This window comes from Pirellulales bacterium, from assembly GCA_035533075.1.
GTDB lineage: Bacteria > Planctomycetota > Planctomycetia > Pirellulales > JAICIG01 > DASSFG01.
Genome location: DATLUO010000286.1, coordinates 1 through 25,140, shown reverse-complemented (window position 1 = coordinate 25,140; position 25,140 = coordinate 1). Strand labels below are relative to the sequence as shown.

Below are 25,140 nucleotides of genomic sequence, written 5' to 3'. Positions count from 1 at the left end.
TTGCGAGCGCCGGCCCACCGATAGCAACCTCGCCAAATGGTGGGCCGGCGCTCGCAAGCTCGCTGGTCCCACCCTACACGTCCCTTCAACTATGAGCTTTTCGGACTCAGCCAAAGTCGCCAGGACCACTAGCCGGAATCGCTTTCTCCGTCGCGCTCGCGCGGCGCTCATCTGCGGCGGCGTGGCGATGGCCCTGCTGCAACTCGGTCTCTGCCTGGCACTGGAACGTTGGCCGCAAGTCCGCTATCCCGAATACGGCTTCAAGCTGGCGCGGCTTCGCGAGCGGATGATGGAATCTCCCGCCCGCCCGCTGGTGGTGCTCATGGGCAGCTCGCGCACCGAGGTCGGCCTGCGCGCGGAAAAGTTCGATCTCACTTCCGAGCAGCCGCTGGTGTTCAACTTCGCGTTGGCCGGCGCGGGGCCGATTCAGCACCTGATGCTGCTTGAAGACCTGTTGGCCGAGGGCATCCATCCCGATCGGCTGGCGATGGAAGTGCATCCGTTGTTTCTCAATCAAATCTGCGGGGCACTGCGCGAAGAAGCCCGCATCGACATACACCGCTTAGGCCCCGCCGACCTGGCCGTGTTGGCCCAGTATTCGGAAGCTCCCAATCAAATGCGGCAAAAGTGGTGGAAGTGGCGCCTGCTGCCGTCGCACGCTTTTCGCCACCAGCTCTTGGACTGTTGCTGGTCGGATTGGTGCGCCGGCATCAAGCAGTACGGCGGATTCAGCCATCTCGGCCCCTTGGGTTGGCTGCCGTTCCCGGCGCGTCCGGCCAATGAAGCAGAGCACAAAAAGATGCTGGACCATGCTCGCTGGGAATACAAAGACTTCAAGGGGTTCGAGTTCGAAGTGACCGAGGAGCCCGACCGCGCCATGCGGACGCTGCTCTGGCTGTGCCGACAGCACCAGATCTGCATGACGATGTACATCATGCCGGAGGGTTCGCAATTCCAAGAGGTTTATCCGCCCGACGCGCGGGCCCGCGTCGACGAGTATTTGGCAAAACTGCGGCGCGAGTACGACTTTGATCTTTACGACGCGACCGGCTGGATGCGCGACGACGCGTTTGCCGATAGTCATCATCTGCTGCCCGAAGCGGCCGATGAGTTCTCGCGGCGGTTCGCCCGCGAGATTTTGCGTCCGGCGCTGGGCCTCGATGATGGCAGCCACATGGCGGAAGGCGTTACCCAGGTTGAAAGGAGATAGGGTGGGGCTTCCATGACTTGTCAACGAGCACGCGCGACGCTCCTCTGCGGCCTGGCCACGTTCGCCGCATTGCAGATCGGCATGTCGCTGGTCATGGACCATTGGCTGCCGGTGCTGCACGACGCCGAATATGGCTGCAAGCTGGCCCTCTTGCAGCAGCGGCGGGCACAACAGCCGGAAAGCAGCTTGACGCTCGTCTTGGGCAGCTCGCGGTCCGGACTCGGCGTCGATCCGGCGGTGTTCCCCGTCTGCCGCGGCGGCGACGGCCGTGAAACACTGGTCTTCAACTTTGCCATCACGGGCTGCGGGCCGGTGCAAGAGCTGCAAATCTTGAAACGGCTGTTGCGGCAGGGTGTGCGGCCCGACCGGCTGCTGATCGAGGTGCATCCCTTGATGCTGCACCAGGAGAACGGCATCGGCGAGGAATGCTGGATCGAGCCACGCCGCATGGATTGGCAAGACCTGCTGCTGGTGGCCGACTATGTGTTCGACCGCCGCGGTCTGATCTGGAAATGGTGCCGCACGCGCGTGGCGCCGTGGTATTCCAACCGCTTTCTGATCTTGAACCGCGTCGCTCGCACCTGGCTCGACTCGCAAGCGCAATTCGATCCCTGGACCGGGCTGACTGCCGACGGCTGGCTCCCCTATCGCCGGGAGACCGTTTCGGCCGACGAATACCAGCATGGCCTGGAAAGCGCGCAGAAAGAATACGGGCCGATGCTGGCCGGGTACCGCATCACCGAGCCGGCCGATCGGGCGCTGCAAACGCTGCTCGGCCTGTGTCGCGACGAAGGCATCGAGACCGCGCTGTTTTTGATGCCCGAAGCGAGCCGGTTTCGCGATTGGTACGGCCCGGAGGCCCGCGGGCAACTCGACGACTACCTGGCGCATCTCAGCCAACAATGGCACGTGCCGGTTTACGACGGCACGACCTGGTGCGACGACGGCGACTTTACGGACGGGCACCACTTGCTTTCCCGCGGAGCGACGCACTTTTCGCGGCGTTTCGGACGGCAGGTTGTCGCCGAGTTGGTCGCGCGGCCCACGCGGTTTGCCCAGCGGCCCGCAAGCGACGCCCAGTGACCGAAGCGGTTGCATACATCCGGTTCACCGGCTGTCAAGCGGCCGCTAGAAGCGGCTTCGGGCCGCGGGTCATTTGTCAGGCACGTTGCCGCGCGCCACCCGCAACATGCCGGCGGCCATGGCCTGCGCGGTGGCCCGCCAAACGTCGCTCGTCGAAGCAGTCCAGTGCGGGGTGAGAATCACGTTGTCCAGCCCGACCAAGGGATCGCCGGCCGGCAACGGCTCGTGCTCGAAAACGTCGAGCGCCGCGCCGGCAATCCGGCGGCGACGCAGCACGCCGACGAGGGCCGCCTGATCGACCAGCTCGCCACGGGCAAGGTTCACCAGACAGGCCGTCGGTTTCATCATCGCCAGTTGACGGGCGCCGATCATGCCGCGGCTTGCCGGCGTCAGTCGGCTGTGTTCTGTGTGAAGTCGGTCAGCCAGCGGTCGTCCCACAGGCTGGGAAACGCATTGGGCACGTAGGGATGCGCAGCCAATGCCCGTTCGTCGAGCTCCAGGCCGAGGCCCGGCGCGTCGCCCAGCACCAACTCGCCGGCGCAGAGCGGGTTGAAGCCGCGTACGAAGTCGTCCCGCCAAGGCACGTCAAACTCGGCAAACGATTCTTGAATCATGAAGTTGGGCGTGCTGACGTCGAAGTGCAACGCCGCGGCCAGCGCCACCGGACCGATCGAGCAATGCGGCGCCACGCGCAGGTCTTGCATGGCGGCGACGGCGGCGATCTTCTTGGCCGCCGACAGGCCGCCGCAATGCGCGATGTCCATCTGCACCACGTCGGCGGCGCGGCGCGAGATCAGGCGATAAAAGTCGGCCAGCGTGTAGAGCCGCTCGCCGGCCGCGATCGTGGCGCCCGTCTCGCGCTTGACCTCCGCCAGCAGCTCGATGCAATCGGGCGCAACGGGTTCTTCGGACCAGACCGGCCGGAACCGCTTCAGCTTGCCGATCATGGCGATCGCGGCGCCCGCAGAAAGCCGTCCATGATATTCGATCATCAAGCCGACGCTTTCTCCGACGGCCTCGCGCACCGCCGCCACGCGGTCGACCGCGACTTCGCTTTCGGCGTCTGGCGGGTCCTTCCAGGCCACGCCGAACGGGTCGAACTTCAGTACACGATAACCGCGAGCGACCGCGTCTTTCGCCCGTTCGGCGAACTGGGGCGGGCTGCCAGCGCCGCCGTACCAGCCGTTCGCGTAGGTGGCGATCCGCGGGTGGCAACGGCCGCCGAGCAGCCGGTAGACGGGCTGGCCGCAGGCCTTGCCGACGATGTCCCAGAGCGCGATTTCGACGCCGCTGATGGCGGTCATCACCGTCGGGCCGCCCTGGTATTGATCGCGCACCATGCCGCCGATCAGCGCTTCGATGTCGAACGGATCGCGGCCGAGCACGCGAGGCTCGAGCCATTCACGGCAAAGCGTCTCGACGGTTTTCTCCTGCCATTCGAGCGACGCCTCGCCGATGCCCGACACTCCCGTGTCGGTCGTCAGACGCAGGAACAGATAGTTGCGCAGTCCGGCGTTCGCCAGAAAGGTCTCCATGCGGGCGATTTTCATGACGGCTACTGCTTGGAGACGTCGTTGAAGTACTCGTTGCTGGAAAGGACCGCCACGCCCACGTCGCGCACCGACATCGTGCCTTGCTCCAACGGCCCGACAAACGTTTGCTGGCTGTTCGCGTCGGGCAGGCGGTGCAAGAAGGCGGCATAGAACTCATCCAGCAGCCGCGTGGTCGCCTCCTGACCGTTGAGGAAGGCCTGGGCCACCTGTAAACGCGATTGGCCCCCGGAGAGCGCGTTCTGCCAGTAACTGAGGCCTTGCGAATCGGCGGAGCGCAAGGCGATGTTTTGATACAGCGAGTCGACAAAGCCGGCGTCGGTCGCGTGCAGATTCGTATATTCCCGCGAGGTGAGGAACCCGGCGATTTCGAGCTTGTCCGTCGCACCCTGACCGAACAGGTTGATCCAAAAGCTCTTGCCGGCCGGGTCGGACGCTCGTCCCAGGAACTCGTGGTAAAACTGCTCCACAACCTGGCCCAGATGCTCGGCGGAATCCCAGACGCCTTGAACCACCGCCTGGTGCGAGGCCCCGGCCGCCAGTTTCTGCTGCCAATAAGCCAGGCCGGTTGAATCAGGATTGTGGCCCAAGAGCCGAAAGTAGACGCCGTTGACGAAGGCCGTGTTGGCGTCGGAGGAGGGCGTCGAGCTGCCCGTCGATACCGGCAGCGGCGCTATGGGGCTCGTGAGGAAATTGCCAAAATCGGCTTTGGCGGTCTGTCCGGCCACGACGGTCAGCGTGCCGACATGGGAAGTAGCCGTCGCTCCCAGCGGGGCCACTTCTCGCACGGTGTAACTTCCGGGCGCGAGTGCGTCGAAGGCATACGCCCCGCTGGCAGTGGTGACTTGCGTGGGGTTGTTGGCGGCCGAGCCGGTTTTGTTCTCGTCGAGAAAGACGGTGACGCCGGCGATGCCCGGCTCGCCCGATTCGAGGGTGCCGTTGAGATTGAGGTCGTTGAACACGGTGCCCGCAATGGCCGGCCGGTCGCCGAAGTTCACGCCGGCCGTGGTATGGTTGGCCGTCACGGTGACGGACTGCGTGGGCGTGGTCAGGCTCACGTTGGCCGGCAGCACCTCCATGACCGTGTAAGGACCCGGCGCCACATTGTCGAACGTGTAATTGCCGCTGGCATCGGTGGTGGTGGAGGGGTTCTTCGCGTCGGGAGCGCCGGTGCCGTCGTTGTTGAGAAACAGGGTGCGGCCCGAGATGCCCGGTTCGCCGGCATTGAGCTGGCCGTTGCCGTTGTCGTCGATAAACGCGGTGCCGGTGATCTTCGCCGGCACGGCTTCGCCGAAATTGACGCCCGACACGGTGCCGGCGGAAGTCACGGTCACCGTCTGTGTGCCTGTGGTCAGGGTCACCCCACTCGGCAAAACTTCTTTCACGGTGTATTGGCCCGGCGTCAAGCCGGTGAACGTATAGTTGCCATTGGCGTCGGTGGTCGTCGTCGGATTCGTGCCACCGGGCTGGCCACTGTTACTGCTGTCGATGAACACCGTGCGGCCCGCGACACCGGCCTCGCCGGAATCCAACGTGCCGTTGCCGTTGGTATCGGTGAACACCTCGCCGTCGATGCTGTCGAGCGTCATCGACGTGATCCGCACCAGTTCGTTGTTGGTTCCCAATGGCAGGTTGCTCAAATCGGTGCTGGAGGTCGCGCTGTCTTGCACCGATCCCTCGCTTTTCGTGGACAGGGCGTTAATCGTGTTCACGACGGTCATGCCGTTGTCGAGCACTTTGCCGAACACGGCATAGCCGTTGGCATCGACGCCGCCCGGCCCCAAATTGGTCGAGTTGTCGGCGGTGTTGATAAACCATTCGTCGGTGGCGCTGTTGGCGGCCGAACTGCGGGCCATGGCGATGGTGCCCAGCGTGTTGGGCAGCTTGTATTCCAAGGGAATCGCCGCGCTTTGCGGCACGGGCACGAACTGCGAGTTGCTCGTATAGGTGGCCGAGGCTGAGGTGATGCCGCCCGTCTGGACGACGAAGTTGGGAATCGACCGGCTGACGACGGTGTCGTTGTATTTGCCGCTGGTGACGTAGCTGAGAAAGTTGGTCACTGTCTGCGGAGCGTCGGCGGGAAACAATTCGAGCTGGAAGTTGCCGAAATTGGTATCCACCGTCACGATCGGATCGCCGGGCGTGGCAGCCGCCGTCAAGTAGCAGCGACTTTCCAGGCGCTCGCCGCTGAGCCGCGACGCGGCCCGGACGCGGCTTGCCTTGAACGTTCGCCGGTTTCGCCGGACGTGGCCGAAGGGACGAAACTGCTCGAAAACTCGCCACAACATGCCGAGTGTCTCCCGATAAGCAGAGGTGAACCCTGAAACCTCCATTAAATTCGGTTGTTTCCCGTCGGGCAAGCAAAATGTATGGCACCGGCGGGGAAGGGTGCGGTCGCAGGGCCGGACGTATCGGTTATGGCGCCAGTTCCTCTTCCTTTTCTTTGGGCGGTGGCTGGGGCAGAGCCTGGCCAAGTGGAGGCTGTACTACGTTCATCTTGGCGGCCAGGCGATGCCCCGGTTGGACGCACCGGGGCAGCGGGCAAAACGGATTCAGGCTTTCGTTGTTGGCCTCGCCTGAGTTGCAGCGCGACATTGCCAACCCCAAAGGGACGGTGGCGACGCTGATCAAGGAACGCAAGCCGACCGCGGAGGTTGTGAGCGAGCTTTACCTGCGGACGCTCTCTCGGCCGCCGAGCGAGGCGGAGCTGGCCGACGCGGTGGCGCTGATTGATACCGCTCCAGCCAGGCAGCCGGCGGTTGAGGACTTGCTGTGGACGCTATTGAACTCGAAGGAGTTTGTGTTCAATCACTGACGACCGTTTCGGCGCGCCCCGCCACGAGCATCAAGGGAGGGAATTGATACTGTCATCGACCGGGGCCTGTTCGGACGAGGTCTTTGTCGGTTCATCGAGCGCGCCAGCGCCGGTAGGTGCTTGCTTGGCCGGCTGCTCGACGGGGAGCCCCAACGGTTGGTCGAGCGCCTTTAATCTCTGCTCTACTCGGTCGAACGTGGTGTGGATTTTCGACTCTGCACGGTTGAGCTCGATTTGGGCGCGATTGTATTTGTCGGCTTGCTCGTCGAGAACCGACTGCTCGATTGCCCCACTCGCGTGCAGCTTCTCGGCACGCTTGTAGGCGCGCTCGGCCGACCCCAGATTCGCTTGGGCCTCTTCAACGTCGAGAGCCCATTTCTGGGCGGCCCGCTCAAGCTTGATTCTGGCGAGCGCGAGTTTTTCGACTTGCTCATCGAGGACCGCCTGCTCGATCGCTCCACTCGCGCGCAGCTTCTCAAGACGCCTGAAGTCGCGCTCCGCCGACTCGAAGTTGGCAATGGCCTCGTCGGCATCGAGTTCGAGAAGTCGCGATTTGTGTCGGGACGCATCGGCATCGCTTTCGGTGCGCGGATTCGCGCCCCGTTCGGTCGACGGCTTGGTTGGGCCGTTGGGCGCGCCATCGCGGGCGGCTGGCGCCTTCGTTTTAGGCAGATCGGGATGCGCTTCAAGGAACGCGTCCCATTGCAGCACGAGCCGGTCAAACAGGATCCTTGCGGGTTTTACCTTTTGCGCTTCCTCGACAACCGCGTCCTGAGAGATAGCGCCGCTTCGGAACAGCCTCAGCGCACGTTCTTTGGCGTGTTCAGCCGATTCGAGATTGGCCTTGGCCTCGTCGAGCTGGCGTTTGAGAATGTGCGCTTGTTCTTTGACCGCGGCATCGCTTTCGGCGGGCGGAGTTGCCGCCCCCTTCTCGGCGCCGGGATTATTGCCCGGACGAACACCGTCGGGTGCGGCAGGTCCCCCGCGCGTGCCACTACTGCCGGCTTCTTCCATCTCGTCGAGCAATTCATCCGTGCGCTGGTCGATGATGGTGTCTCGCATCGCGTCGCGAATTTCCAAGGCGCGCTTGATGCGGGCGACGCGGCCCTCCAATTCGGCCAATTCGCCCTGTTGCAACTGGCGTCGGGCGTCGAAGTCGGCGGCCACGGCTGCGCGAATACGGTCGCGCGGTCCTTGAATCTCGGTCACGGGCCGGCCTCCGCGCATAAAGGGGATTTCGATGGTTTCAGTTCCTGGGTCTTTGACGAGATTTTGAAGGTGCTCTTGCGTTGCACGATAACGCTTCTTGGCTTCCGCCACCGACAAGATAGATGATTGCGAAGGCGAGGTCGGCGCCGCTTGCGTGGGTTCACTCGGAGGTTGGAGCTTCTGCGCCGCGGCAATCGAGTTCAAGATGAGCCCCAGCGCGAGCGCGCTGACGGCGGTTACAAGAAGAGATTTCATTGAAGGTTCTCCGGGGAGGTTGAATTCTTGAGCCGGCTTCAGCCGGCTTGTGCCGTTTGCCACCAGCTTTAGCTGGTGGTTCGCGGACCTTTACCTACTTTCCGTCAGCCGGCTTTAGCCGGGCTTCCCGACCGCGCCGAACGCGCAAGGGCTGAAGCCGCGGTCGGGAAGCCCGGCTAAAGCCGGCTCGAGTGAATCGCGGTTCTTTCGCGCGGCTCGGAACAGGTTTACTACTCGCATTTCAGCCCTCGCGCAACGACTCCAAGACGTCGGCCTCGAGCAATCGCAAACCGCGGTCGACACGGTCCAATTCGCGCCCGATCACATCGTCGGCGCTCGGCGGCGCGCTCACGTCGGATTCCAATCGGCGGGCGGACTCATCGGCCCTATCGATCTGTGCCGCAATCGCGTCATCTCCGATGCCGGTCTGTTTGCCTCGCCCCGTGGGCGACGGAGCGCCGCCGGCTTCGGCTCGCGGTTCGTCGGCTGCCAATTGTTTTCGCTCGCCGTCGCGCGGCCCGCGCGCGAACCACAGTGCGACCAGAACCATCGCAGCGGCGCCGATCGATGCGGCGGCGATGGCCCAACGGCGTCGCCACTTGGCCGGCCGCGCCAGGTCGGCCACCGCCGCGGGCAGCGGAATCGAGCTTGGTTGCTGCACGTGCGCCAGACATTGCTCCAAGAGCGCGGCCACCTCAGCGGCGGATTCAAAACGCCGCGACGGCTCCTTCTCGTGCAACCGGGCGATGATCCGTTCGAGCCAGGCCGGCACGGCCGAGTTGATTTCGATCACCGGCCGCGGCTCCGTTTCGCATATCCGCCGCAACACGCCGTAGGGCGTGTCGGCGCGGAACGGCGGGCGGCCCGTCGCCATCGCATACAGCACGCTGCCCAGACTGAACAGATCGGCGCGGTGGTCGATCGCCTCGCCGCGGGCCTGCTCGGGCGACATGTATTGCGGCGTGCCGGCGATCACGCCCGAGCGAGTCAGGCTGGCGTCGTCGGCGGCGCGGGCCAGACCGAAATCGGTGATTTTGACGCGCTCGGTCCCTTCTTCGAGCATGATGTTGGCCGGCTTAATGTCGCGGTGCACCAGCCCTTGGGCGTGCGCCGCCGCCAGGCCCGCGGCCACCTGCATGCCGATCCGCAATATCTCTTCCAAGCCCAGCGGACCGGTCTGCTGAATCCGTTTTTCCAGCGACGCCCCACGGGCATAGGGCATGACAAAATACGGCAGCCCTTGCGATTCGGCCACCGAGTGAATGGCCATCACGTTGTCGTGCATGACGGCGGCGGCCGCCTGAGCCTCTCGCGCAAAGCGCCGCCGGGCTGTGGCACTGGCCGCCAGGCGCGGCGCCAGCAGCTTGATGGCCACATACCGGTTCAATGCACCGTCAAAACCTTTGAGCACCACGCCCATGCCGCCTGAGCCGATGATGCCCGCGATTTCATAGGGCCCTACGCGGCCCAGCATCCTGGGATCGTCGGTAGGCGTGAGAAAGCTATTCAGAACATGGCCGTGGACGGGTTCGTGTTCAGCCGGACCCGTTCCCGACAAAAAGTCACGGGCCTCGCGCCACCAACTCACCTCGGCGGCCATCCAATCGAGTGTTTCGCGGCAGGTCGAGCAGACTTCCAAGTGCGCTTCCAAGTCCGCCCGTTCCTCGCCGCTCAGGTCATGGCAGAGCAAGCGGCCAATCAATTTTGGATCGCAGGCGTGATGTTCGACGTTCATTCAGCGGCCTCCCATTCGAGCACCTTTTGCTTCAAGCGGCGCATGACGTGACTGCGGGCCGTGTAGATGGCGCCGGCCGTTTTTCCGAGCAACCGGGCGACGTCGCTCACCTTGCGGCCTTGGACCGCGGTTTGCCAAAAGGCGTCCCAGGTGTCGGTTTCGAATTCGTCGCGAATTTGCCGCGCCGCCCATTGAAAGATTTCCCGCCGGCATTCGGTGACGAGCAGCCTCGAATCGGCCTCGGCGGCAGGCTGCCGGGCCAGCAGTTCTCGCTCGCCGCTTTCGCCGCTGGCCCGGTCGGCCGCCTGACGTGAGAGAGCATTGGCAATCCGGTTGCGGGCGATGGTTTGCAGCCAGGTGCGAAACCGCCCGCGGTTTTCATCGGGCTGCCAGCGCTCGACGGCGCCGGCGACCGCCGAAAGCACTTGCTGCACGACGTCGTCGGCATCGGCGTGTTGCAGGCCCTTATAGCGAGCCAGGCGATAGATCACCGGCTGATGGATTTCCACAAATTCCCGCCAGGCCTGCTGATCGGCCCGGTCGTGAAGCCGGAGAATCAAGCTGGCATGGGTTTCGGGCGATTCGGTCATGGGTGTGGTCGTGGCTGGGGCTGGCGCGCTCGGCTCTGGCTATTGTATTACACACAGCCCGCCCGCGAATCTGTCAGATGCGGGTGCCCGCAGCCTTGCTTTGGCAACCTCGGCGTTTGATGCCCGCATCCTGAGCGGCTAAGCTTATCGGACCCTTCTTCACGGAAACCACATTGTCGTTCTGGACATGAAAACGCAGACGGATCCCAAGGTCGATTACGCTTTCAAGCACGTGTTTGGCCGCGAGCAAAGCAAGCCGGCCCTGATAAGTTTGCTGAATGCCGTCTTGCAGCCGGCGGAAGGTCAGGAAATCGCCAGCCTAGAGCTGCTGTTGGCCGATGCGGCCGCGCGTGGCATCCCCGTCGGCAATACGCCGGGCGTTCTCGATGGCGCCACGGCCGATCTGGGTTTCGCCTTGCTGCTGGCGGCCGCCCGCCGGTTGGTCGAGGGCGACTGTTATGCCCGATCGCCGCAGTTCACCGTCTACGATCCGGGCTACCTGTTGGGCCGCGAGGTACACCACAGCACCTTGGGCATCGTGGGTTTGGGGCGGATCGGGGGCCAAGTTGCACGTCGGGCACGCGCCTTCGACATGACGGTGCTCTACGCGAACCGCCGTCGCCGGCCGGACGCCGAGGCGGATCTGGGTGTGGAACACGTTCCGTTCACGGAGCTACTCGCCCGTTCCGACTATGTGATGCTCTGCTGCCCGCTGACGCCGGAGACGACCCGCTTGATCGACGCCGCGGCCCTGGCCCGTATGAAACCGACGGCGACGCTGATCAACATCGCGCGTGGAGCGGTGGTCGACACGTCGGCCTTGACGGCGGCGCTTGCCAGTGGCCAGATCGCGTCGGCGGCGCTCGACGTCACCGATCTGGAGCCCTTGCCGCAGGAGCATCCGCTGCTCTCGATGCCCAACGTCGTCATCGCGCCGCACTTGGGCAGCGCCACCATTGAGACGCGTCGCCGCATGGCCGACATGTCGGTCGAGAACTTGATGGCCGGGCTGGAAGGCCGGCCGCTGCCGTACGCGGTGAGCGCGTGAGCCGTGGCTCGCGCAAATCGCCAGGCACGCCGGCCGGCCTTCATATGGAAAGCGACCGCATGGCAAAATGAAGCAACGGCCAGAGCTGCCGAGATCGCTGCTGAAGCTGCAATGCTGCTTTGAGTTCGCCGTTCCTTTACCCCCCAAGCGAAACGTGATGAATGGAGTCACCGTGAAGGTTGAAAACAGGCAACATTCGCTTCGCGTCACGGTTGCCCGTTGTCGTCATATTCCACCATTGTGGGCCGCTGTGCCCCTGGTTCGGGCTCAGCTTCGCCACCATACAGTTTGGTTAACTGCCCTTTGCGGTTGATCAGGCCCTCGCGGATCATGCGCTCAAAATCTTCTTCGGGTGGCAATCGGCTTGCCTCAAAGGCGGCCTCAATTTCGGCAATCGTTGGTTGTCGGTGTATCATAGGGCATCCTCTATAAGTTTGGCCGGAAGACGCCGAGAATGCAATCGACGTTCCTTACGGCGATCTGAATATGCGTCTCCGCGGAAATCGTGGTTCCGGGAAAAACAGGCTCGCCTTCCAAGAACGCTCCTCGCACTGTATCAAACGGTACTTCTGAACCGACCACTCGATTCAGACAGTAATTGATCACCGCGCAGTCAAGCTGTCGGAGTTTTTTGGCCTTTCCTCTGTTGACGGGAAGCGGCTGATCGGCCTTAACCAGTGTCTCTTTTAACTCCTGATAACTGCGCGCCAAAAGTGGGGTTAATCTTTCGTTCAGCAGATCGAAGCACGCCCCCAATTGAATCACGGCACCCAATACCGCAGCACGCTTGCCGAAGTGTTCGGTAGCCCAGCGCATGGCGCGACTCCGGGAGTGTTCCCAGAAATAGATCCCATCTCCCAGCCAATCGCAGGTGTTCTGGCTCTTTCTCCATTCTGTAAATGGAGTCTTTCCAAGGAGCAGCGCGTTTGCGAAGCTGCGCGGACATCCGTGATAAGCAACGACGATACGAGCGAATTTTTCCATTACGGCAAAGCAAGTATATCAGCCTGGAGCCGCTCCGCCTACTGCTCCGGCTTACCATCTTGGGTACAATAAACGACGTGTGCTGCCGATTCGAAGGATCCCCATCATGCGACCATTATTTGCTTTCCTGCTGACTTTCTTGCTCGCCCCGGCCTCACTCGCCGACGGGCCGCGGGGGGCGCTGGAGTCGATGGTTGCCCGACCCGGCTTTCAGGTCGAGTTGGTGGCCTGCGAGCCGTTGACGATGGACCCGATGGCCTTCGCCTGGGGCGCCGACGGCAAGTTGTGGATCGTCGAGATGGCCGATTATCCGCTCGGCATCGACGGCAAAGGAACGCCGGGCGGGCGAGTGCGCTTTCTCGAAGACCGCGACGGCGACGGCGGCTACGACTCCTCGACGCTCTTCCTCGACGGATTGAGTTATCCCAATGGCATCATGCCGTGGCGCAAGGGCGTGCTTGTGACCTGCGCCCCCGAAATCTTCTATGCCGAAGACACCGACGGCGACGGCCGGGCCGATCTGCGAACGCCGCTCTATCGCGGTTTCGGCGAGGGAAACCCGCAGCACCGCGTGAACGGGCTGCGATGGGGACTCGACAACTGGGTCTATTGCGCCAACGGCGACAGCGGCGGCGGCATCGAGTCGCTACTGACCGGCGAGAAACTGAACATCGGCGGCCGCGATTTCCGCATCCGGCCCGACGAAGGGCTGATCGAACCCGTCACCGGCCAGACGCAGTTTGTGCGCGAACGCGACGACTGGGGCAACTGGTTCGGCAACAACAACTCGCACCCGATGTATCATTTCGTGCTCGACGACCATTACCTGCGCCGCAATTCGCACGTCGCGTCGCCCGAACCGCGCGTGCAGGTTTCGCTGGCGCCGGGCGCGGCGCCGGTCTTTCCCGCCAGCCGCACGCTGCCGCGGTTCAACGACCAGAACGCCGCAAACCGTTTCACCTCGGCCTGCAGCGCGATTATCTATCGCGACAATCTGTTCGGGCCGCAATTCGCCGGCAATTCGTTTGTGAGCGAGCCGGTGCATAACCTGGTGCATCGGGAAGTCGTGTTTGCCGACGGTTTCACCTTCCACAGCCGCCGCGCCGACGACGAGCAGCGCAGCGAGTTCCTGGCCTCGACCGATAATTCTTGTCGCCCGGCGATGATTCGCGTCGGCCCCGACGGCGCCCTGTGGGTCGCCGACATGTATCGCCAGGTGATCGAACACCCGGAATGGATTCCAAAGGAGTTCCAGGCCAAGGTCGATTTGCGGGCCGGGTCCGACAAGGGGCGGATCTACCGTGTTTATCCGGTGGGCGTGAAGCCGCGCGATTTGCCGCGCTTCGATAAACTTGACATCGCGGGGCTGGTGGCCGCGCTCGACAGCCCCAGTGGCTGGCAACGCGACCTGGTGCAGCAGCTCTTGCTTGAGCGCAACGATCCGGCGGCCGTGCCGCTGCTGAAAGCGATGCTTGCGGACGTTGGCAGGCCGCCGACGGCCCGGCTGCACGCACTTTGCACACTCGACGGCGTGAAAGCCATCGACGCCGGTTTATTGCGGCAAAGTCTCGGCATTTATCCCCAGATCGACCGGCACGTGGTGCGGCTTTCGGAGCCGTATTTCGATCGATCGCCCGAGTTGGCCGCGGCCGTGGAACGACTCGTGGATTCCGACGAGCCGCAATTGCTGATGCAACTCGCTTACAGTCTCGGCGAGTGGCACTCGCCCGACGCCGGGCGCGCGCTCGGGCAATTGGCGTTGCGGACAGTCGAACGCGGCGGCGGCCCAAACGGCGAGGGAACCATTTTCCTCCGCGCCGCCATTCTCAGCTCTGCCAACAAACAAAACCTTGCCAGCCTTGTCGAGGTGTTGCTCGATCGACCTGACGATCTTGTGGGCCTGGAAGAATTCGTCAAACAGATAGCTATGCTCACGGTCGTGGTGGACAGCAGCGAGGCACTCGCGCCGCTCGTCGAGTCGCTGCCGTCGTCCAACGAGCCTCTCGACACCTGGCAACTCGCCGCCTTGCGAGGACTGTTCGACGGCATGAACCGGCGGCATTTGGGCCTCAAGGAGCTGGCGTCGAGCGCGCCAGCAGCCGCGCGCGGGCCGCTATCGCGCATCGGTAGCTTCTTTGCCGCGGCGAGAGCGGCAGCCCGCGATTCCACCGCGTCCGATGACGTTCGGTTGCGGGCCGTCGAACTTTTGGGCCGCTTGTCCGACGAACGTCCGGCCGATATGAAGACGCTGGCCGATCTACTCTCGCCGCAAACGTCGGCACCCGTGCAATCGGCCGCGGTGGCCGCGCTGGCCGCCACCGGCGATCCGCAAGTGCCCGCGATGCTCTTCGCCGGTTGGCCCGGATACGGCCCCGAGCTTCGCGGCCAGGTGATCGACGCGCTGTTGGGCCGCGAAACGTGGCTGCGGCAACTCCTGGCCGAGATCGAGTCTGAAAAGGTGCCGGCGGTCGCCGTTGATGTTGCCCGGCGGCAGCGGATTTTGCAGCATCCCAACGAACAAATCCGCGCCGAGGCCGAAAAGCTGTTCGCCGGCGCGGTGAATTCAGACCGGCAGCAAGTGATCGACCGCTATCGAGAGGCGTCGCAGCTTGCCGGTTCGGCCGAACAGGGAGCGGCGGTCTTCAAAAAGAGCTGCGCCACGTGCCATCGTCTGGCCGACATCGGCCATGTCGTCGGGCCGGACTTGTCGGCACTCAGCGACCGCTCGCCGCGAACGATGCTGACGGCGATCTTCGATCCGAACCGTGCCGTCGAGGCGAAGTTTCTCAACTATACGGCCATCACCAATGCGGGCGTCACGTACAGCGGTATCCTCGCTTCGGAATCCGGAGCCAGCATCACGCTGCTGGCCGCCGATGGCAAGGAGATTGCACTCGTGCGAGGCGAGCTGGACGCACTGGCGAGCACAAACAAGTCGCTCATGCCCGAAGGACTGGAAAAAGACCTTTCGCCGCAGCAAGTGGCCGACCTGCTGGCGTACCTGAGCGGCTTCCGTCCGCCTCGCAAAACGTTCGAGGGAAACCAGCCGAAGCTCGTGCGGCCGGAAGCATTGCGCGGCGAGTTCTGGTGTTTGGCTGCCGACAGCGAGATTTATGGTCAGACGCTGGTCTTCGAGCCGCAGTATCGCAATCTCGGCTATTGGCAGAGCGACGACGACCATGCCGTCTGGTCGCTGGAAATCGTGCGGGCAGGCAAATACGCCCTCTCGCTCGATTACGCCTGCGAGAATGGCGCCGCCGGGCAAACCGTGGCCGTCGACATCGGCAACCAGCGTTTGACGGCCAAAGTGTTGGGCACCGGGAACTGGGACACGTATCGTCCGCTTCCGCTTGGCCAGGTCGAGCTGCCGGCCGGCGTGCAGCAGTTGGTCGTTCATCCCGACGGCCGCTTGCGCGGCCCGCTGATCGACCTGAAGTCCGTGCGTCTGCGTCCGGTGAAGTGAAGCATGGTCGCGAGCACACAAGCAGAAGCAGAAAGCGACGATCGCTACCAAACTTGGGCAGAGCGTGGCCAGGCGGAGGATGGCCTTCCTAGGCCGTCCCGTTCGTTCTTGGACGGCCTAGGAAAGGCATCCTGCACGCGCCGCCACCGACGCGAGGGAACAAAAAGCGGATGGTTATTCCGCCTTGTTGCCATAATGTTCGCCACCTGCGTGATGAGTACCGCGGCCATTGCGGACGACGAGGACGACGAAGAGCCGCGACTGCTGCCGGGCCTCGTGGCGCATTATCAGGCGTCGCCCAGCGAGTGCGCGCGACGCGACGACGCGGTGCAATTCGTCTGGAATGGCCAGGCGCCCGATGAGCGGCTGCCGCGAGGTGGTTTTTCCGTCGAGTGGCGCGGCCGGCTTCAAGTGCTGTCGCCGGGCGAACACCGTTTTTATCTGTTTGCCGCGGGTGACGTATCGCTCGGCGTCGCCGGCAAGCGAATCGTCTCGGGCCAGAGCCAAGCTCCGCGCTGGTTCGACTCGCCGGCGATCGAGCTGGAATTCGGCCATCATCCGATCGCCATTCGGTTCAAGAAGACGAGCGATCAGGCGCGAGTCGGACTGTATTGGTCGGGGCCGCAGTTCGAGCTGGAGCCCGTGCCCGGCCGGCTGCTGTTTCACGAGCCGTCAGACGATCCGGGCGATGTCTTCGAGCGCGGCGCAGAACTGTGGCGCGCGCTGCGATGTGCCAATTGCCATCACGGCGCCGCAGGAGTCGGCGGCCTCGCCGGTCCGTCGCTCGTACACTTGCGGAGCAATATGTCGCGGGCCTGGCTGGTGGCTTGGCTTCGCCGCGGGAGTCGCACGAGTGAACACGATCGAGAGGCGTTGAAGAGCACTCACCCCAGCCGTCTTCCGGAGCAAGAGGAGGCGTTCGTGCGAATGCCGCAGTTTGCGCTGAGCGATGAAGATGCCGAAGCGGTGGCTGATTATGTGCTTGGTGCCGAACTGCCCGGTGCAACGTCGAGGCGATCGACGGGCGACGCGGGTCGCGGACGTCGATTGTTTATGACCGTGGGCTGCCTGGCCTGCCACCCGGTTGGCGACCTGGGAGCGGTGGGCCTGTTTGGCGGCGGCGATCTGTCGCACGTGGCCGAGAAACGGCCGGCGGATTTCTTCGCACGCTGGCTGGCCGATCCGGCAAAGATCAATCCAGATCATCGAATGCCGGTGTTTAAGCTTTCGGAGGTGGCACGCGCCGATTTGGCGGCCTGGCTGGCGACGCTGAAAAGTGAGCCGGCGGAGCTGTTGGGAAGTGAGAATCAAACGGGAGTGAGGGTGGGTTCCGCTCGCGGAGCGAGCGGGCTACGTCTCGTCGAACAACTGCGTTGCCGGGCCTGCCATGCTCTTCCTGGTGATGCACCGCCGCGTTCCGCCTCGGTTAAATTCGATCTTCAAAAGGCCAGCAAACACTGGGAGAAAACCTGCCTCGGCATGCCAGACCGCGAAGGCTCGCGGCCCGGATACGCCTTGTCACAGCCGCAGCGTGAAGCGCTCGTTGCTTACCTTGCAGGCGCGCTGCCAACATCGCCGCCTGCGGATGGCCGCTTTGTGCTGCGAGAACGGAACTGCCTCGCCTGCCATGCCCGTGACGGCGAGCAAGGTATCGCCGCGAACCTGGCGCCGGTGGTCGAGCAACATCCGGAACTTGCTCCTCTCTTGCCGACACTGCCACCTCCGGCACTGACCGCCGTCGGCGACAAGCTGCACGACGCCGCCCTGGCCGACGCCATCACGCTCCGTAATCCGCCGTTGCGTCCTTGGCTGGCGGTCCGCATGCCGAAGTTCAATCTCTCCGAAGGCGAGCTGGCGGCGTTGACCGCCTACTTCACCACCATCGACCGGATTCCCGATCGGCCCCGCAGCGGGCCAAAGCTGGCAGAGAAAGCGCTGGCCAGCGCCGGCAGCCGCCTGGTGACTTCCGCCGGTTTTGGCTGCACGAGCTGCCACAAAATCGGCAGCCTGGCGCCGAGCAACGTCGCGCTGGCGGCGCGCGGCACCGACCTGTCGTTGGTCGGCAATCGCATCCGGGGTGCGTGGTTCGACCGCTGGGTGCGCAATCCTGCCCGCATTGTGCCGCGGATGGAAATGCCCGCCATCCAGATTCCCGTCCGGGGCGTTCTGGGCGGAAAGCTCGATTCGCAATTGGCCGCGGTCTGGCACGTGCTGAACACGCCGGGCTTCGAGCCGCCGCCGTCAGGACCCATCCGCGTGGCGCGGCATTCGGGCGACGACAGCCCGCCAATCTTCATCACCGATGTGGTCGAAGTCGAAAAGCGCGTCATCGTGCGGCCGGTGATGATTGGGCTGAAAAACCGGCATAACGTGCTCTTCGATCTGGGCGCGAACCAACTTGTCGGCTGGTGGTTGGGCGACACAGCCAACCAACAGACTCGCGGCAAGAGTTGGTATTGGGAGCCGGCCGGCCCCAGTTTATTTCCGCCATCTGCCAATGTGCCAGAGATTGAATTGTTGTCCGAATCGGGCGTCGTTGGGGCGATTCCGGCCGTTGGCTCTGCCCAGGCCGAGTTGGATAGCTTGGCGGTGAAGGACGACGCCGTTGCTTTTCGCTACCGGCTGATGTTTGCTGGCGGCAGCGAAACGATTGTTTTGCGGGTTACACAAACAATCTTTCCGGTAAGTGACGGTCGAGCGAATGGGCTTCGGCGACACTGGGAAGTCGATGGGGTGCCGGCGGGATACAGGGTGCGATTGCACTATCTGCCGAATTTTGCGCCGGGAGCGATAGACAATCACGCATTGATTCGCACTCCGCCAGGCGCAGCCGGCGTTAATGGCTCGCGCTTCGTTGCATTATCGCATGCCGATGAGGCAGCTCCACTGGCGGCCGAGGTTGTCTACCTATCGTCGGCTGTGCCGCCTGGCGCGCCGCTTGCTCCGCCAACCGCCATGCCCGAGGCACCGGTTCGTTTGAACGTGGTTCCTGGATACGACGCTGTGCGGCTGCCGCTGCCGCGCAGCGAAATGCCCACGGGGTTGGCCTGGCGAGACGACGGCGCGCTGTTTTTCTGCTCGCTGAAAGGCGGCGTCTGGCTGGCCCGCGACACCGACGCCGACGGCATCGAGGACCGCGTCCAGCTTGTCGCCGACGGGTTGCCCGCGCCCTACGGAATCGCCTGCCGGGGCGAGACCATCGACGTGGCCGCCAAGTACGGTCTTGTGCGGCTGAGCCAGTTCGACAACGACGGCCGGGCACGCCGGGCGGAGGTCGTCGCTTCGGGCTGGGGTTACACGGACGATTATCACGACTGGACGATCGGCCTGCCACGCGACGCCGACGGCAATTACTACATCGGCCTGCCTTGCCAGCAAGACAATCGCACTCCGGCCGAAGCCTACTTGCGCGGCGGCGTGGTGCGGCTGCGCGCGACAAAGGCGACGGTCGATCGGCCGCGGCTGTTTGACTTGGAACCGATTTCGGCCGGCATACGCTTTCCTATGGGACTGGCGATCGACCGTGATGGCGAGCTGTTCGCCACCGACAATCAGGGGAACTACAACCCGTTCAATGAGCTGAACCACCTGCGGCAGGGTGCCCGCTACGGCTTCATCAACAAGCTTGAAGTCAAGCCGGGATTCCAGCCGCCGTTTGAGGAGCCGGCGATCGCCATACCGCATCCTTGGACGCGGAGCGTCAACGGTATCTGCTTTCTCTACACTCCCGAAACGGTCCACAAGGCATCGGATGGCAGCGCCTTTGGTCCCTTCGAAGGCCAGCTTATCGGCTGCGAGTTCGACACCCGTCGTTTGATTCGCATGTCGCTGGAAAGAATCGGCGGCACGTATCAAGGCGCCGCATATCCTTTCAGTATCGAGCCGGCGCCGGGCGAACCGACGTTCGAAGGCCCGGTGGTTTGTGCGGTGTCGCCAGAGGGCGACCTTTACGTCGGCAACCTCCGCGACAGCGGCTGGGGCGGTGGGCAAAACACCGGCTCGATCGTGCGGCTGCGGCCCAACGGCAGCGTGCCCGTGGGCATTGCCGAGGTACGTGCCTTGCACGACGGCTTCGCGATCGACTTCACGGCGCCGGTTGATGGCGGCCGCGCCGCGGATGCGTCCAACTATTCCGTCAGTTCCTATCGTCGCATCACGACGCCGGCCTACGGCGGACCGGACGTCGACCGCGAGAGCGAACCGATCGTCACGGTGGAACTCTCCGCGGACGGTCGCCGTGCAAGCTTGCGCCTCAAGCGCCTACGTGCCGGGTTTGTGTATGAGTTTCAGCTCAAGAATCTGGCTGGCGACAACCAAAAGTTCTTTCCCGCCGAAGCCCATTACACGTTGCGGATGGCACCTGAATAGCCATCAGCTGTGGTCGCTATCGTTCGCGCTCGCATTTTCGATTATATTTGATGAGGGTGACCATTGCATCAGTTGAGCAAGGCAAGATGACGAACGTTCAAAACCTCTGTGAAAATGGCCGGCAAACGGACCAGACGGTCGTCGAAAAGTTTCAGGCGCTCGCGTCGGCCTGGAAGTCCGAGACGAAGGTCTTATCGAATGTGACCAAACGAGCGACGCACCCAGCCTATCAAAAAATCATCGGCATGGGACCGGCCGTTGTTCCCTGCATTCTGCTGGACTTGGCGGAGCAGGGGCCCAACGATTGGTTTTGGGCGCTGACGGCCATCACAGGCGAGAATCCGATCGGCGAAGAGATCGCCGGCAACATGAAAGCAATGACGGAGGCGTGGTTGCAACTGCATGAGAACAATCCAGCTTGAATCTCAGATCGGAGCCGATGGCGTGCTTCATCTGACGGTGCCTATCGGTCCGAGGGAAGCACTTAGCCGCGTTATTGTGACGATCGAGACCGTGCCGCGAGCGAATGAGGCGCCGCGCGTAAACCTTCCTGACTCGGAATCAATGTACGGTTCGTGCGCCGGTCTTGGCCTTGAAGAACCACCTGACCTGCCTTTGCCTCCCGCATTTCCAGTTGAATGAAGTATTTGCTCGACACGAACGCATGCATACGTTATCTCAACGGCAGATCGGAGCTTCTTCGACAGCGGATCGATAGCGCTGGCGATGAGCAGATTGTGGTCTGCTCGGTCGTTGAAGCGGAGATGTTTTTCGGCGCTGCGAAGAGTTCCGATCCGCCAAAGACCTTGCAGCGTCAGCAACGCTTTCTGGCACGTTTCCAATCGTTGCCGTTTGATTCAGTCGCCGCCGAAGTCTACGGACCAACGCGGGCGGCAATCGAAGGCGCAGGCACGCCGATTGGCGCAAATGATCTCCTCATCGCCTCCATCGCGCGATCGCGGCAACTTACGGTGGTGACCGCCAATACCGCGGAGTTTGAACGCGTCCCTGGCTTGCAGATCGAAAACTGGGAGATTCAAGCGCCGTAGATGGCCAGCACTTGGTGCCTACGAGCGGTCCGTGAAACGAAAACGCCGCTGCCAGGCATAATAGACGGCGATGCCCGCGGCCGCGCCCACGGTGTCGGCCAGCCAGTCGAACCAGTCGAAGTCGCGTCGAGTGTAGGGCTGCGTCCATTCGTCGAGCAGGCCAAAGGCCACGACGACGAGGAAAACGATCATACATCGGACTGCCGGAGAGAGCGTCCCGCGGCGCACGGTCATGGCGTGCAGCGCCAGCCAGGCCAGCGCCGCGTAGAGCGAGAAATGAACCAGCTTGTCGACGAACTTGGGCTCGCCCTTGTGCGGCCACGGGTTGGGCCAATGCGTCAAGAGCACCAGAAGCAGCCAATAGGCGATCAACCATCGCCTCGCCCGCCTGGCTGCAAACCAGGCCCGCCCTGCAATCGTGCCATCGTGTACTTTCAAAAACTTAGCGCCTCCTCGTGCTCTGCCAGTCTAGGCGGCTTTGGCCAAATCGTCGCCCGGAGCCGGCACGATTGTCAAGCCGCGCCGCGGCCCGGTCCCTAGCGCGGCGCCGAGTGCGGCGGCGTGCCGCGCCCAATGCGTCGCGTACATCCGCAGACGATCCTGCAAGGCCAACCAGTGAAGCGGAGCGGTCGCCGCGCCGTCTCTCACCCCAACGCGCAGGCGGCAACTTTCACCGCCCGCGCCGCGAAAGTCCACCTCGACCGACCATAAGTCCGCCACGTCGCAAGGCGCCAGGGCGACCTGCCACGTCTGCGGCGGGCCGTGAGCGAGGCCAGCGATCGTCATCTCCACCAGCTCGACTTGAAACGCTTGCATATCGGCCAGAAACATGGCCCAGGCCGAAGGCAGCGGCAGCCGACCGAGCTCGCTCTGCCGGCCGCCAGCACTCGGGCCGCTGCCGCTGGCGGTAATCGTCAGCAGGCGGAGCATCGAACGCGCCGCCACCTCGCAAACCAGTTCCAGCTCGCGTCGTCCGGCGAGATCGAACCGCACAACCGCGATGGCCACCAGCGCCAGCGACGCCCAAGCCAGCAACTCGCGGCCGTGTACCGCGGCCAGGAACGCGACCAGGCCCGTCACCGCGGCGATACCGGCCAGCGCCGCCACGACTTGCGGCACCGTGCGTCCGCCGTCCATGAGGCGGTGGTGCAGATGAGCGCGGTCGGGCAGCCAAAAACGCTTGCCGCTGAGCAACCGTCGGGCGATCGCCAGGGCCACGTCGGCCGCGGGCACCGCCAGCAAGGCCACGAGCACGACCATACGCGAACCGAGCGGCGGCTCGCGCGAGCCTTCGGCCGCGACCGCCGCCAGCCAAAGTCCGACCGTCATGCTGCCCGCGTCGCCCAGATAGATCGTGGCCGGCTGCCAGTTATAGAAGATAAAGCCGGCCAGGCTTCCGGCCAGCACGGCGCCCAGCATCGCGGCATCGGTGTGTTCGAGCCGGTCGGCAACCAAGGTGGCCGCGGCGGCGATGACCAGCCCGAGGCTGGCCGCCAGCCCGTCGGCGCCGTCGAGAAAGTTGACCGCGTTCGCGCAGGCCACGAGCCAGGCGATGGTCAGCGGCACGCTCCACCATCCGGGGTCGAGCACGAATCCGCCGCACTCGATGCGCTCGATTCCGTGGCCGGAAAAGACCAAAGGAAACGTGGCCAGCACCTGGCCGAGCAGCTTCCAGCGGACCCGCAAGGAGTTGCGGTCGTCGAGCCAGCCGACGAGGCACATCATGCTCGCCGACGCGAGCAGGGCCAGCGGCACTTGCGAGATTTCCACGTGGGGCGGCCTTCCTAGGCCGTCGTTTGCTGGAGACGGCCTGGGAAGGCCACCCCACGAGTGCAGGGCCGCGCCGCTGATCGTGCCGACCGCCAGTGCCGTGAACAGCGCCAGTCCGCCCCAATAGGGCACCGGCGATGCGTGCAGCTTTCGCTGGCCGTCGGCATGATCGAGGGCACCGCGGCGCCAAGCCAGCCGCCGCGCCAGCGGTGTCGCCAACAGGCTTGTCGCCGCCGCCACGAGCAAAGGCACCAAATAGGCGGTCATCGTGAGGGCCTCGCGCAGGGGACCGGGGCAGACGCAATCAGCACCACCACGTCGCTCCAATCGTGGCCCGTCGGCAGGCGCGCGGGATCGACGCGGCGATAACCTCGCTCGTTTCCCGCGTTCACGAAGTCCGGCACCGAGCCCGCAGCCGCGCCGCGCCGCACGGCCACAATCGCTTGTACCGGGGCATCCGGCTCCGGCCCGAAGAAATCGGCATCGTTTGTGCCAACCACGCTGGTCACGGTTTGAGCATAAAAGCCGACGAGGGGCATCGGCCCCAGCGTGGCAATCCGGCTTGCCGGCCCGAACTCTGCCAACAGCCAACGGCCCAGGGCGGCCTCGCGCGAGCGGCCGTCGTGCCGGTCGGCCAGCGACTCGCCCACGCCCGCCAGCGCCGTCGCGATGATCGCGGCAACCGTGACGGCCGGTCCGACCCAACGTGCTTGAAACGCGCGCGCCGCGAGATGGGCCAGTCGATCGTAGCCCCACAGCCATCCCGTGGCGGAGCACGGCAGGGCCAGCAAAACAATCGTCAGAAAATAGCGGCTGCTCGTGGCCTGCGCGTACCACAGGTGTACCCAGGCAGCCGCGGCGACGCACCCGGCTACGAAGAACAGCACCGCATAATCGGCGCGCAGCAGCCGCCGGCGGGCAGTGGCGAAGCCGATCAGCCAGGCGATTCCGAAGATCGCGCCGAACCCTCGCCGGAACGCGTTGCCATAAAGCACCAGCATCTTTTTCGCCGGCATGCGGGCCGGCGGCGTCCCGCCTGCATCCGCCCCTAGCGTAGGCGTCTCGCCTGCGTCGGTCCCTGACACAATCGTCCCGTCGGCCACCCGCTCCGGCCCCCACGCCGCCTTCCACCACAGCATAACGTATTGCAGACGGTCGAAGTTTCCCAACTCCCAGCGATCGTGTTGCCGCAAGGCCGTCGCATTGACGAGCACGATCAGCGTCGGGCACATAGCCAGGGCCAGCAAGAGGCCCGCCAACTTTCGCGACCGCGGACATGCCGCACGCACGCCACACGCCGTCCAGCCGACGAGCGGCAGATACAGAAACCAGCCTTCGAACCGCGTATGCACCGCCAGCGCGATGCTGATGCCCGCCGTCAGATACCAGCCGACTTGCCGCTCGTCCGCCGCCCGCCAACTGCAATAGAGCGACGTTCCGCAAAGCAGCCAGAACGTCGGATCGCGGAGCAGCTCCGGGCTCCACTCGATCAGCTTGGGGTGAAACGCATAGAGCAGTCCGGCGACCAGCGCCGTGCGGTCGTCGAACTGGCGCCTGACCCAGCCGTAGAGCGGCATCACCGCCAGCGCAGCCGCGAACACGCCCCACCATTTGCCGGCCGCTTCCCAGCCCAGGCCGAATTGGTGCAGGGCCGCCAGGATGGGCGGATAGGTGTTCAGCCCCATGCGTCCCAGGCCCGCGTTCAAGTTTCCCTGCTCGAAACCCTGGGCCAGGTTGATATAGAAGACGGCGTCGTTGCACAGCGCGTCGAGCTTGACGGCCAGCGCCGCCCGAGGCAGCAAGCAAACGACGGCCAGCGCCGCCGGCAGCCAGCACGGCGTGACGACATTCCTCGTGTTGAACGCAGAGTTCCGCATCATGAAAAAGTGGAGTGAGAGCATCCCCGCGGAGAGCATTGAATCGAGAAATCGCCAGCCGGTCAATTCTGAAATCCGCAACGTGCCAGTCGCGCGGGCACCGACTATGATGGCGTAAGGTGGGGCCAGCGAGC

Annotated in this window: 19 protein-coding genes; 8 read left to right on the top strand and 11 right to left on the bottom strand. The window is 64.1% G+C overall.

What is annotated here, in order from left to right; all coding sequences use genetic code 11:
* The first annotated feature begins 91 nt into the window (after nucleotides 1-91).
* Nucleotides 92-1,210: a DUF1574 family protein gene (locus tag VNH11_35665; GenBank protein ID HVA51734.1), complete on the top strand. Its 1,119-nt coding sequence runs from the start codon at nucleotides 92-94 to the stop codon at nucleotides 1,208-1,210.
* A gap of 12 nt (nucleotides 1,211-1,222) precedes the next feature.
* Complete coding sequence (locus VNH11_35660; protein HVA51733.1) at nucleotides 1,223-2,293, top strand: hypothetical protein; 1,071 nt, start codon at nucleotides 1,223-1,225, stop codon at nucleotides 2,291-2,293.
* 69 nt (nucleotides 2,294-2,362) lie between these two features.
* On the opposite strand, the gene VNH11_35655 is transcribed toward VNH11_35660, so the two are convergent.
* The 3 genes from VNH11_35655 to VNH11_35645 are packed head-to-tail and all read right to left on the bottom strand — an operon-like array spanning nucleotide 2,363 to nucleotide 6,131.
* Nucleotides 2,363-2,665 carry an NAD(P)-dependent oxidoreductase gene (locus VNH11_35655; GenBank protein ID HVA51732.1) on the bottom strand — a complete coding sequence of 101 codons (303 nt, stop codon included), beginning with the start codon at nucleotides 2,663-2,665 and terminating at the stop codon, nucleotides 2,363-2,365.
* A 17-nt stretch (nucleotides 2,666-2,682) separates the two neighbouring features.
* Nucleotides 2,683-3,843, bottom strand: coding sequence for a mandelate racemase/muconate lactonizing enzyme family protein (locus VNH11_35650; protein HVA51731.1), 1,161 nt, complete (start codon nucleotides 3,841-3,843; stop codon nucleotides 2,683-2,685).
* Nucleotides 3,844-3,848: 5 nt separating this feature from the next.
* Complete coding sequence (locus VNH11_35645; protein ID HVA51730.1) at nucleotides 3,849-6,131, bottom strand: SdrD B-like domain-containing protein; 2,283 nt, start codon at nucleotides 6,129-6,131, stop codon at nucleotides 3,849-3,851.
* A 275-nt stretch (nucleotides 6,132-6,406) separates the two neighbouring features.
* On the opposite strand from VNH11_35645, the gene VNH11_35640 reads away from it, so the two are divergent.
* Complete coding sequence (locus VNH11_35640; GenBank protein ID HVA51729.1) at nucleotides 6,407-6,658, top strand: hypothetical protein; 252 nt, start codon at nucleotides 6,407-6,409, stop codon at nucleotides 6,656-6,658.
* Between the two features lie 30 nt (nucleotides 6,659-6,688).
* Here the strand turns inward: VNH11_35640 and VNH11_35635 are convergent, their stop codons facing one another.
* The 3 genes from VNH11_35635 to VNH11_35625 all read right to left on the bottom strand — a co-directional run bounded on the left by VNH11_35635 (nucleotide 6,689) and on the right by VNH11_35625 (nucleotide 10,447).
* The gene (locus tag VNH11_35635; protein ID HVA51728.1) at nucleotides 6,689-7,780 is read right to left on the bottom strand and encodes a hypothetical protein; all 1,092 of its coding nucleotides are present in this window, start codon (nucleotides 7,778-7,780) and stop codon (nucleotides 6,689-6,691) included.
* A gap of 583 nt (nucleotides 7,781-8,363) precedes the next feature.
* Nucleotides 8,364-9,857, bottom strand: coding sequence for a protein kinase (locus VNH11_35630; GenBank protein HVA51727.1), 1,494 nt, complete (start codon nucleotides 9,855-9,857; stop codon nucleotides 8,364-8,366).
* A complete protein-coding gene (locus VNH11_35625) occupies nucleotides 9,854-10,447 on the bottom strand; it encodes an RNA polymerase sigma factor (protein HVA51726.1) in 594 nt (197 codons plus the stop codon). Before VNH11_35625 ends, VNH11_35630 begins: the two co-directional genes overlap by 4 nt.
* 187 nt (nucleotides 10,448-10,634) lie before the next feature.
* On the opposite strand from VNH11_35625, the gene VNH11_35620 reads away from it, so the two are divergent.
* On the top strand, nucleotides 10,635-11,495 hold the full coding sequence (locus VNH11_35620; protein HVA51725.1) for an NAD(P)-dependent oxidoreductase: 861 nt from the start codon (nucleotides 10,635-10,637) through the stop codon (nucleotides 11,493-11,495).
* Nucleotides 11,496-11,701: 206 nt separating this feature from the next.
* Here the strand turns inward: VNH11_35620 and VNH11_35615 are convergent, their stop codons facing one another.
* Nucleotides 11,702-11,911, bottom strand: coding sequence for a hypothetical protein (locus VNH11_35615; GenBank protein ID HVA51724.1), 210 nt, complete (start codon nucleotides 11,909-11,911; stop codon nucleotides 11,702-11,704).
* A gap of 10 nt (nucleotides 11,912-11,921) precedes the next feature.
* Nucleotides 11,922-12,479, bottom strand: a complete 558-nt coding sequence (locus VNH11_35610) for a hypothetical protein (protein ID HVA51723.1) — start codon at nucleotides 12,477-12,479, stop codon at nucleotides 11,922-11,924.
* A gap of 106 nt (nucleotides 12,480-12,585) precedes the next feature.
* Between VNH11_35610 and VNH11_35605 the strand changes: the two genes are divergently transcribed.
* From VNH11_35605 to VNH11_35590, 4 genes are all read left to right on the top strand, one after another.
* The gene (locus VNH11_35605; protein HVA51722.1) at nucleotides 12,586-15,942 is read left to right on the top strand and encodes a PVC-type heme-binding CxxCH protein; all 3,357 of its coding nucleotides are present in this window, start codon (nucleotides 12,586-12,588) and stop codon (nucleotides 15,940-15,942) included.
* A 195-nt stretch (nucleotides 15,943-16,137) separates the two neighbouring features.
* On the top strand, nucleotides 16,138-20,310 hold the full coding sequence (locus tag VNH11_35600; GenBank protein ID HVA51721.1) for a c-type cytochrome: 4,173 nt from the start codon (nucleotides 16,138-16,140) through the stop codon (nucleotides 20,308-20,310).
* An 86-nt stretch (nucleotides 20,311-20,396) separates the two neighbouring features.
* Nucleotides 20,397-20,732, top strand: coding sequence for a hypothetical protein (locus VNH11_35595; protein ID HVA51720.1), 336 nt, complete (start codon nucleotides 20,397-20,399; stop codon nucleotides 20,730-20,732).
* 216 nt (nucleotides 20,733-20,948) lie between these two features.
* Nucleotides 20,949-21,359 carry a type II toxin-antitoxin system VapC family toxin gene (locus VNH11_35590; protein ID HVA51719.1) on the top strand — a complete coding sequence of 137 codons (411 nt, stop codon included), beginning with the start codon at nucleotides 20,949-20,951 and terminating at the stop codon, nucleotides 21,357-21,359.
* A gap of 18 nt (nucleotides 21,360-21,377) precedes the next feature.
* Here the strand turns inward: VNH11_35590 and VNH11_35585 are convergent, their stop codons facing one another.
* The 3 genes from VNH11_35585 to VNH11_35575 all read right to left on the bottom strand — a co-directional run.
* Complete coding sequence (locus VNH11_35585; protein ID HVA51718.1) at nucleotides 21,378-21,797, bottom strand: VanZ family protein; 420 nt, start codon at nucleotides 21,795-21,797, stop codon at nucleotides 21,378-21,380.
* A 30-nt stretch (nucleotides 21,798-21,827) separates the two neighbouring features.
* Nucleotides 21,828-23,396 (bottom strand): MraY family glycosyltransferase, encoded by a 1,569-nt coding sequence (locus VNH11_35580; protein ID HVA51717.1) that lies wholly within the window; start codon nucleotides 23,394-23,396, stop codon nucleotides 21,828-21,830.
* Nucleotides 23,393-25,140, bottom strand: a 1,748-nt coding sequence (locus tag VNH11_35575) for a glycosyltransferase family 39 protein (protein ID HVA51716.1), incomplete at its 5' end; no start/stop codon positions are given. The genes VNH11_35580 and VNH11_35575, both read right to left, overlap by 4 nt.

Coding starts and splice junctions, on each gene's coding strand:
- VNH11_35580 (HVA51717.1), bottom strand. CDS start 23,396: ATGACCGCCTATTTGGTGCCTTTGCTCGTGGCGGCGGCGACAAGCCTG.
- VNH11_35665 (HVA51734.1), top strand. CDS start 92: ATGAGCTTTTCGGACTCAGCCAAAGTCGCCAGGACCACTAGCCGGAAT.
- VNH11_35615 (HVA51724.1), bottom strand. CDS start 11,911: ATGATACACCGACAACCAACGATTGCCGAAATTGAGGCCGCCTTTGAG.
- VNH11_35645 (HVA51730.1), bottom strand. CDS start 6,131: ATGTTGTGGCGAGTTTTCGAGCAGTTTCGTCCCTTCGGCCACGTCCGG.
- VNH11_35605 (HVA51722.1), top strand. CDS start 12,586: ATGCGACCATTATTTGCTTTCCTGCTGACTTTCTTGCTCGCCCCGGCC.
- VNH11_35630 (HVA51727.1), bottom strand. CDS start 9,857: ATGAACGTCGAACATCACGCCTGCGATCCAAAATTGATTGGCCGCTTG.
- VNH11_35650 (HVA51731.1), bottom strand. CDS start 3,843: ATGAAAATCGCCCGCATGGAGACCTTTCTGGCGAACGCCGGACTGCGC.
- VNH11_35610 (HVA51723.1), bottom strand. CDS start 12,479: ATGGAAAAATTCGCTCGTATCGTCGTTGCTTATCACGGATGTCCGCGC.
- VNH11_35600 (HVA51721.1), top strand. CDS start 16,138: ATGTTCGCCACCTGCGTGATGAGTACCGCGGCCATTGCGGACGACGAG.
- VNH11_35655 (HVA51732.1), bottom strand. CDS start 2,665: ATGATCGGCGCCCGTCAACTGGCGATGATGAAACCGACGGCCTGTCTG.
- VNH11_35660 (HVA51733.1), top strand. CDS start 1,223: ATGACTTGTCAACGAGCACGCGCGACGCTCCTCTGCGGCCTGGCCACG.
- VNH11_35595 (HVA51720.1), top strand. CDS start 20,397: ATGACGAACGTTCAAAACCTCTGTGAAAATGGCCGGCAAACGGACCAG.
- VNH11_35620 (HVA51725.1), top strand. CDS start 10,635: ATGAAAACGCAGACGGATCCCAAGGTCGATTACGCTTTCAAGCACGTG.
- VNH11_35625 (HVA51726.1), bottom strand. CDS start 10,447: ATGACCGAATCGCCCGAAACCCATGCCAGCTTGATTCTCCGGCTTCAC.
- VNH11_35590 (HVA51719.1), top strand. CDS start 20,949: ATGAAGTATTTGCTCGACACGAACGCATGCATACGTTATCTCAACGGC.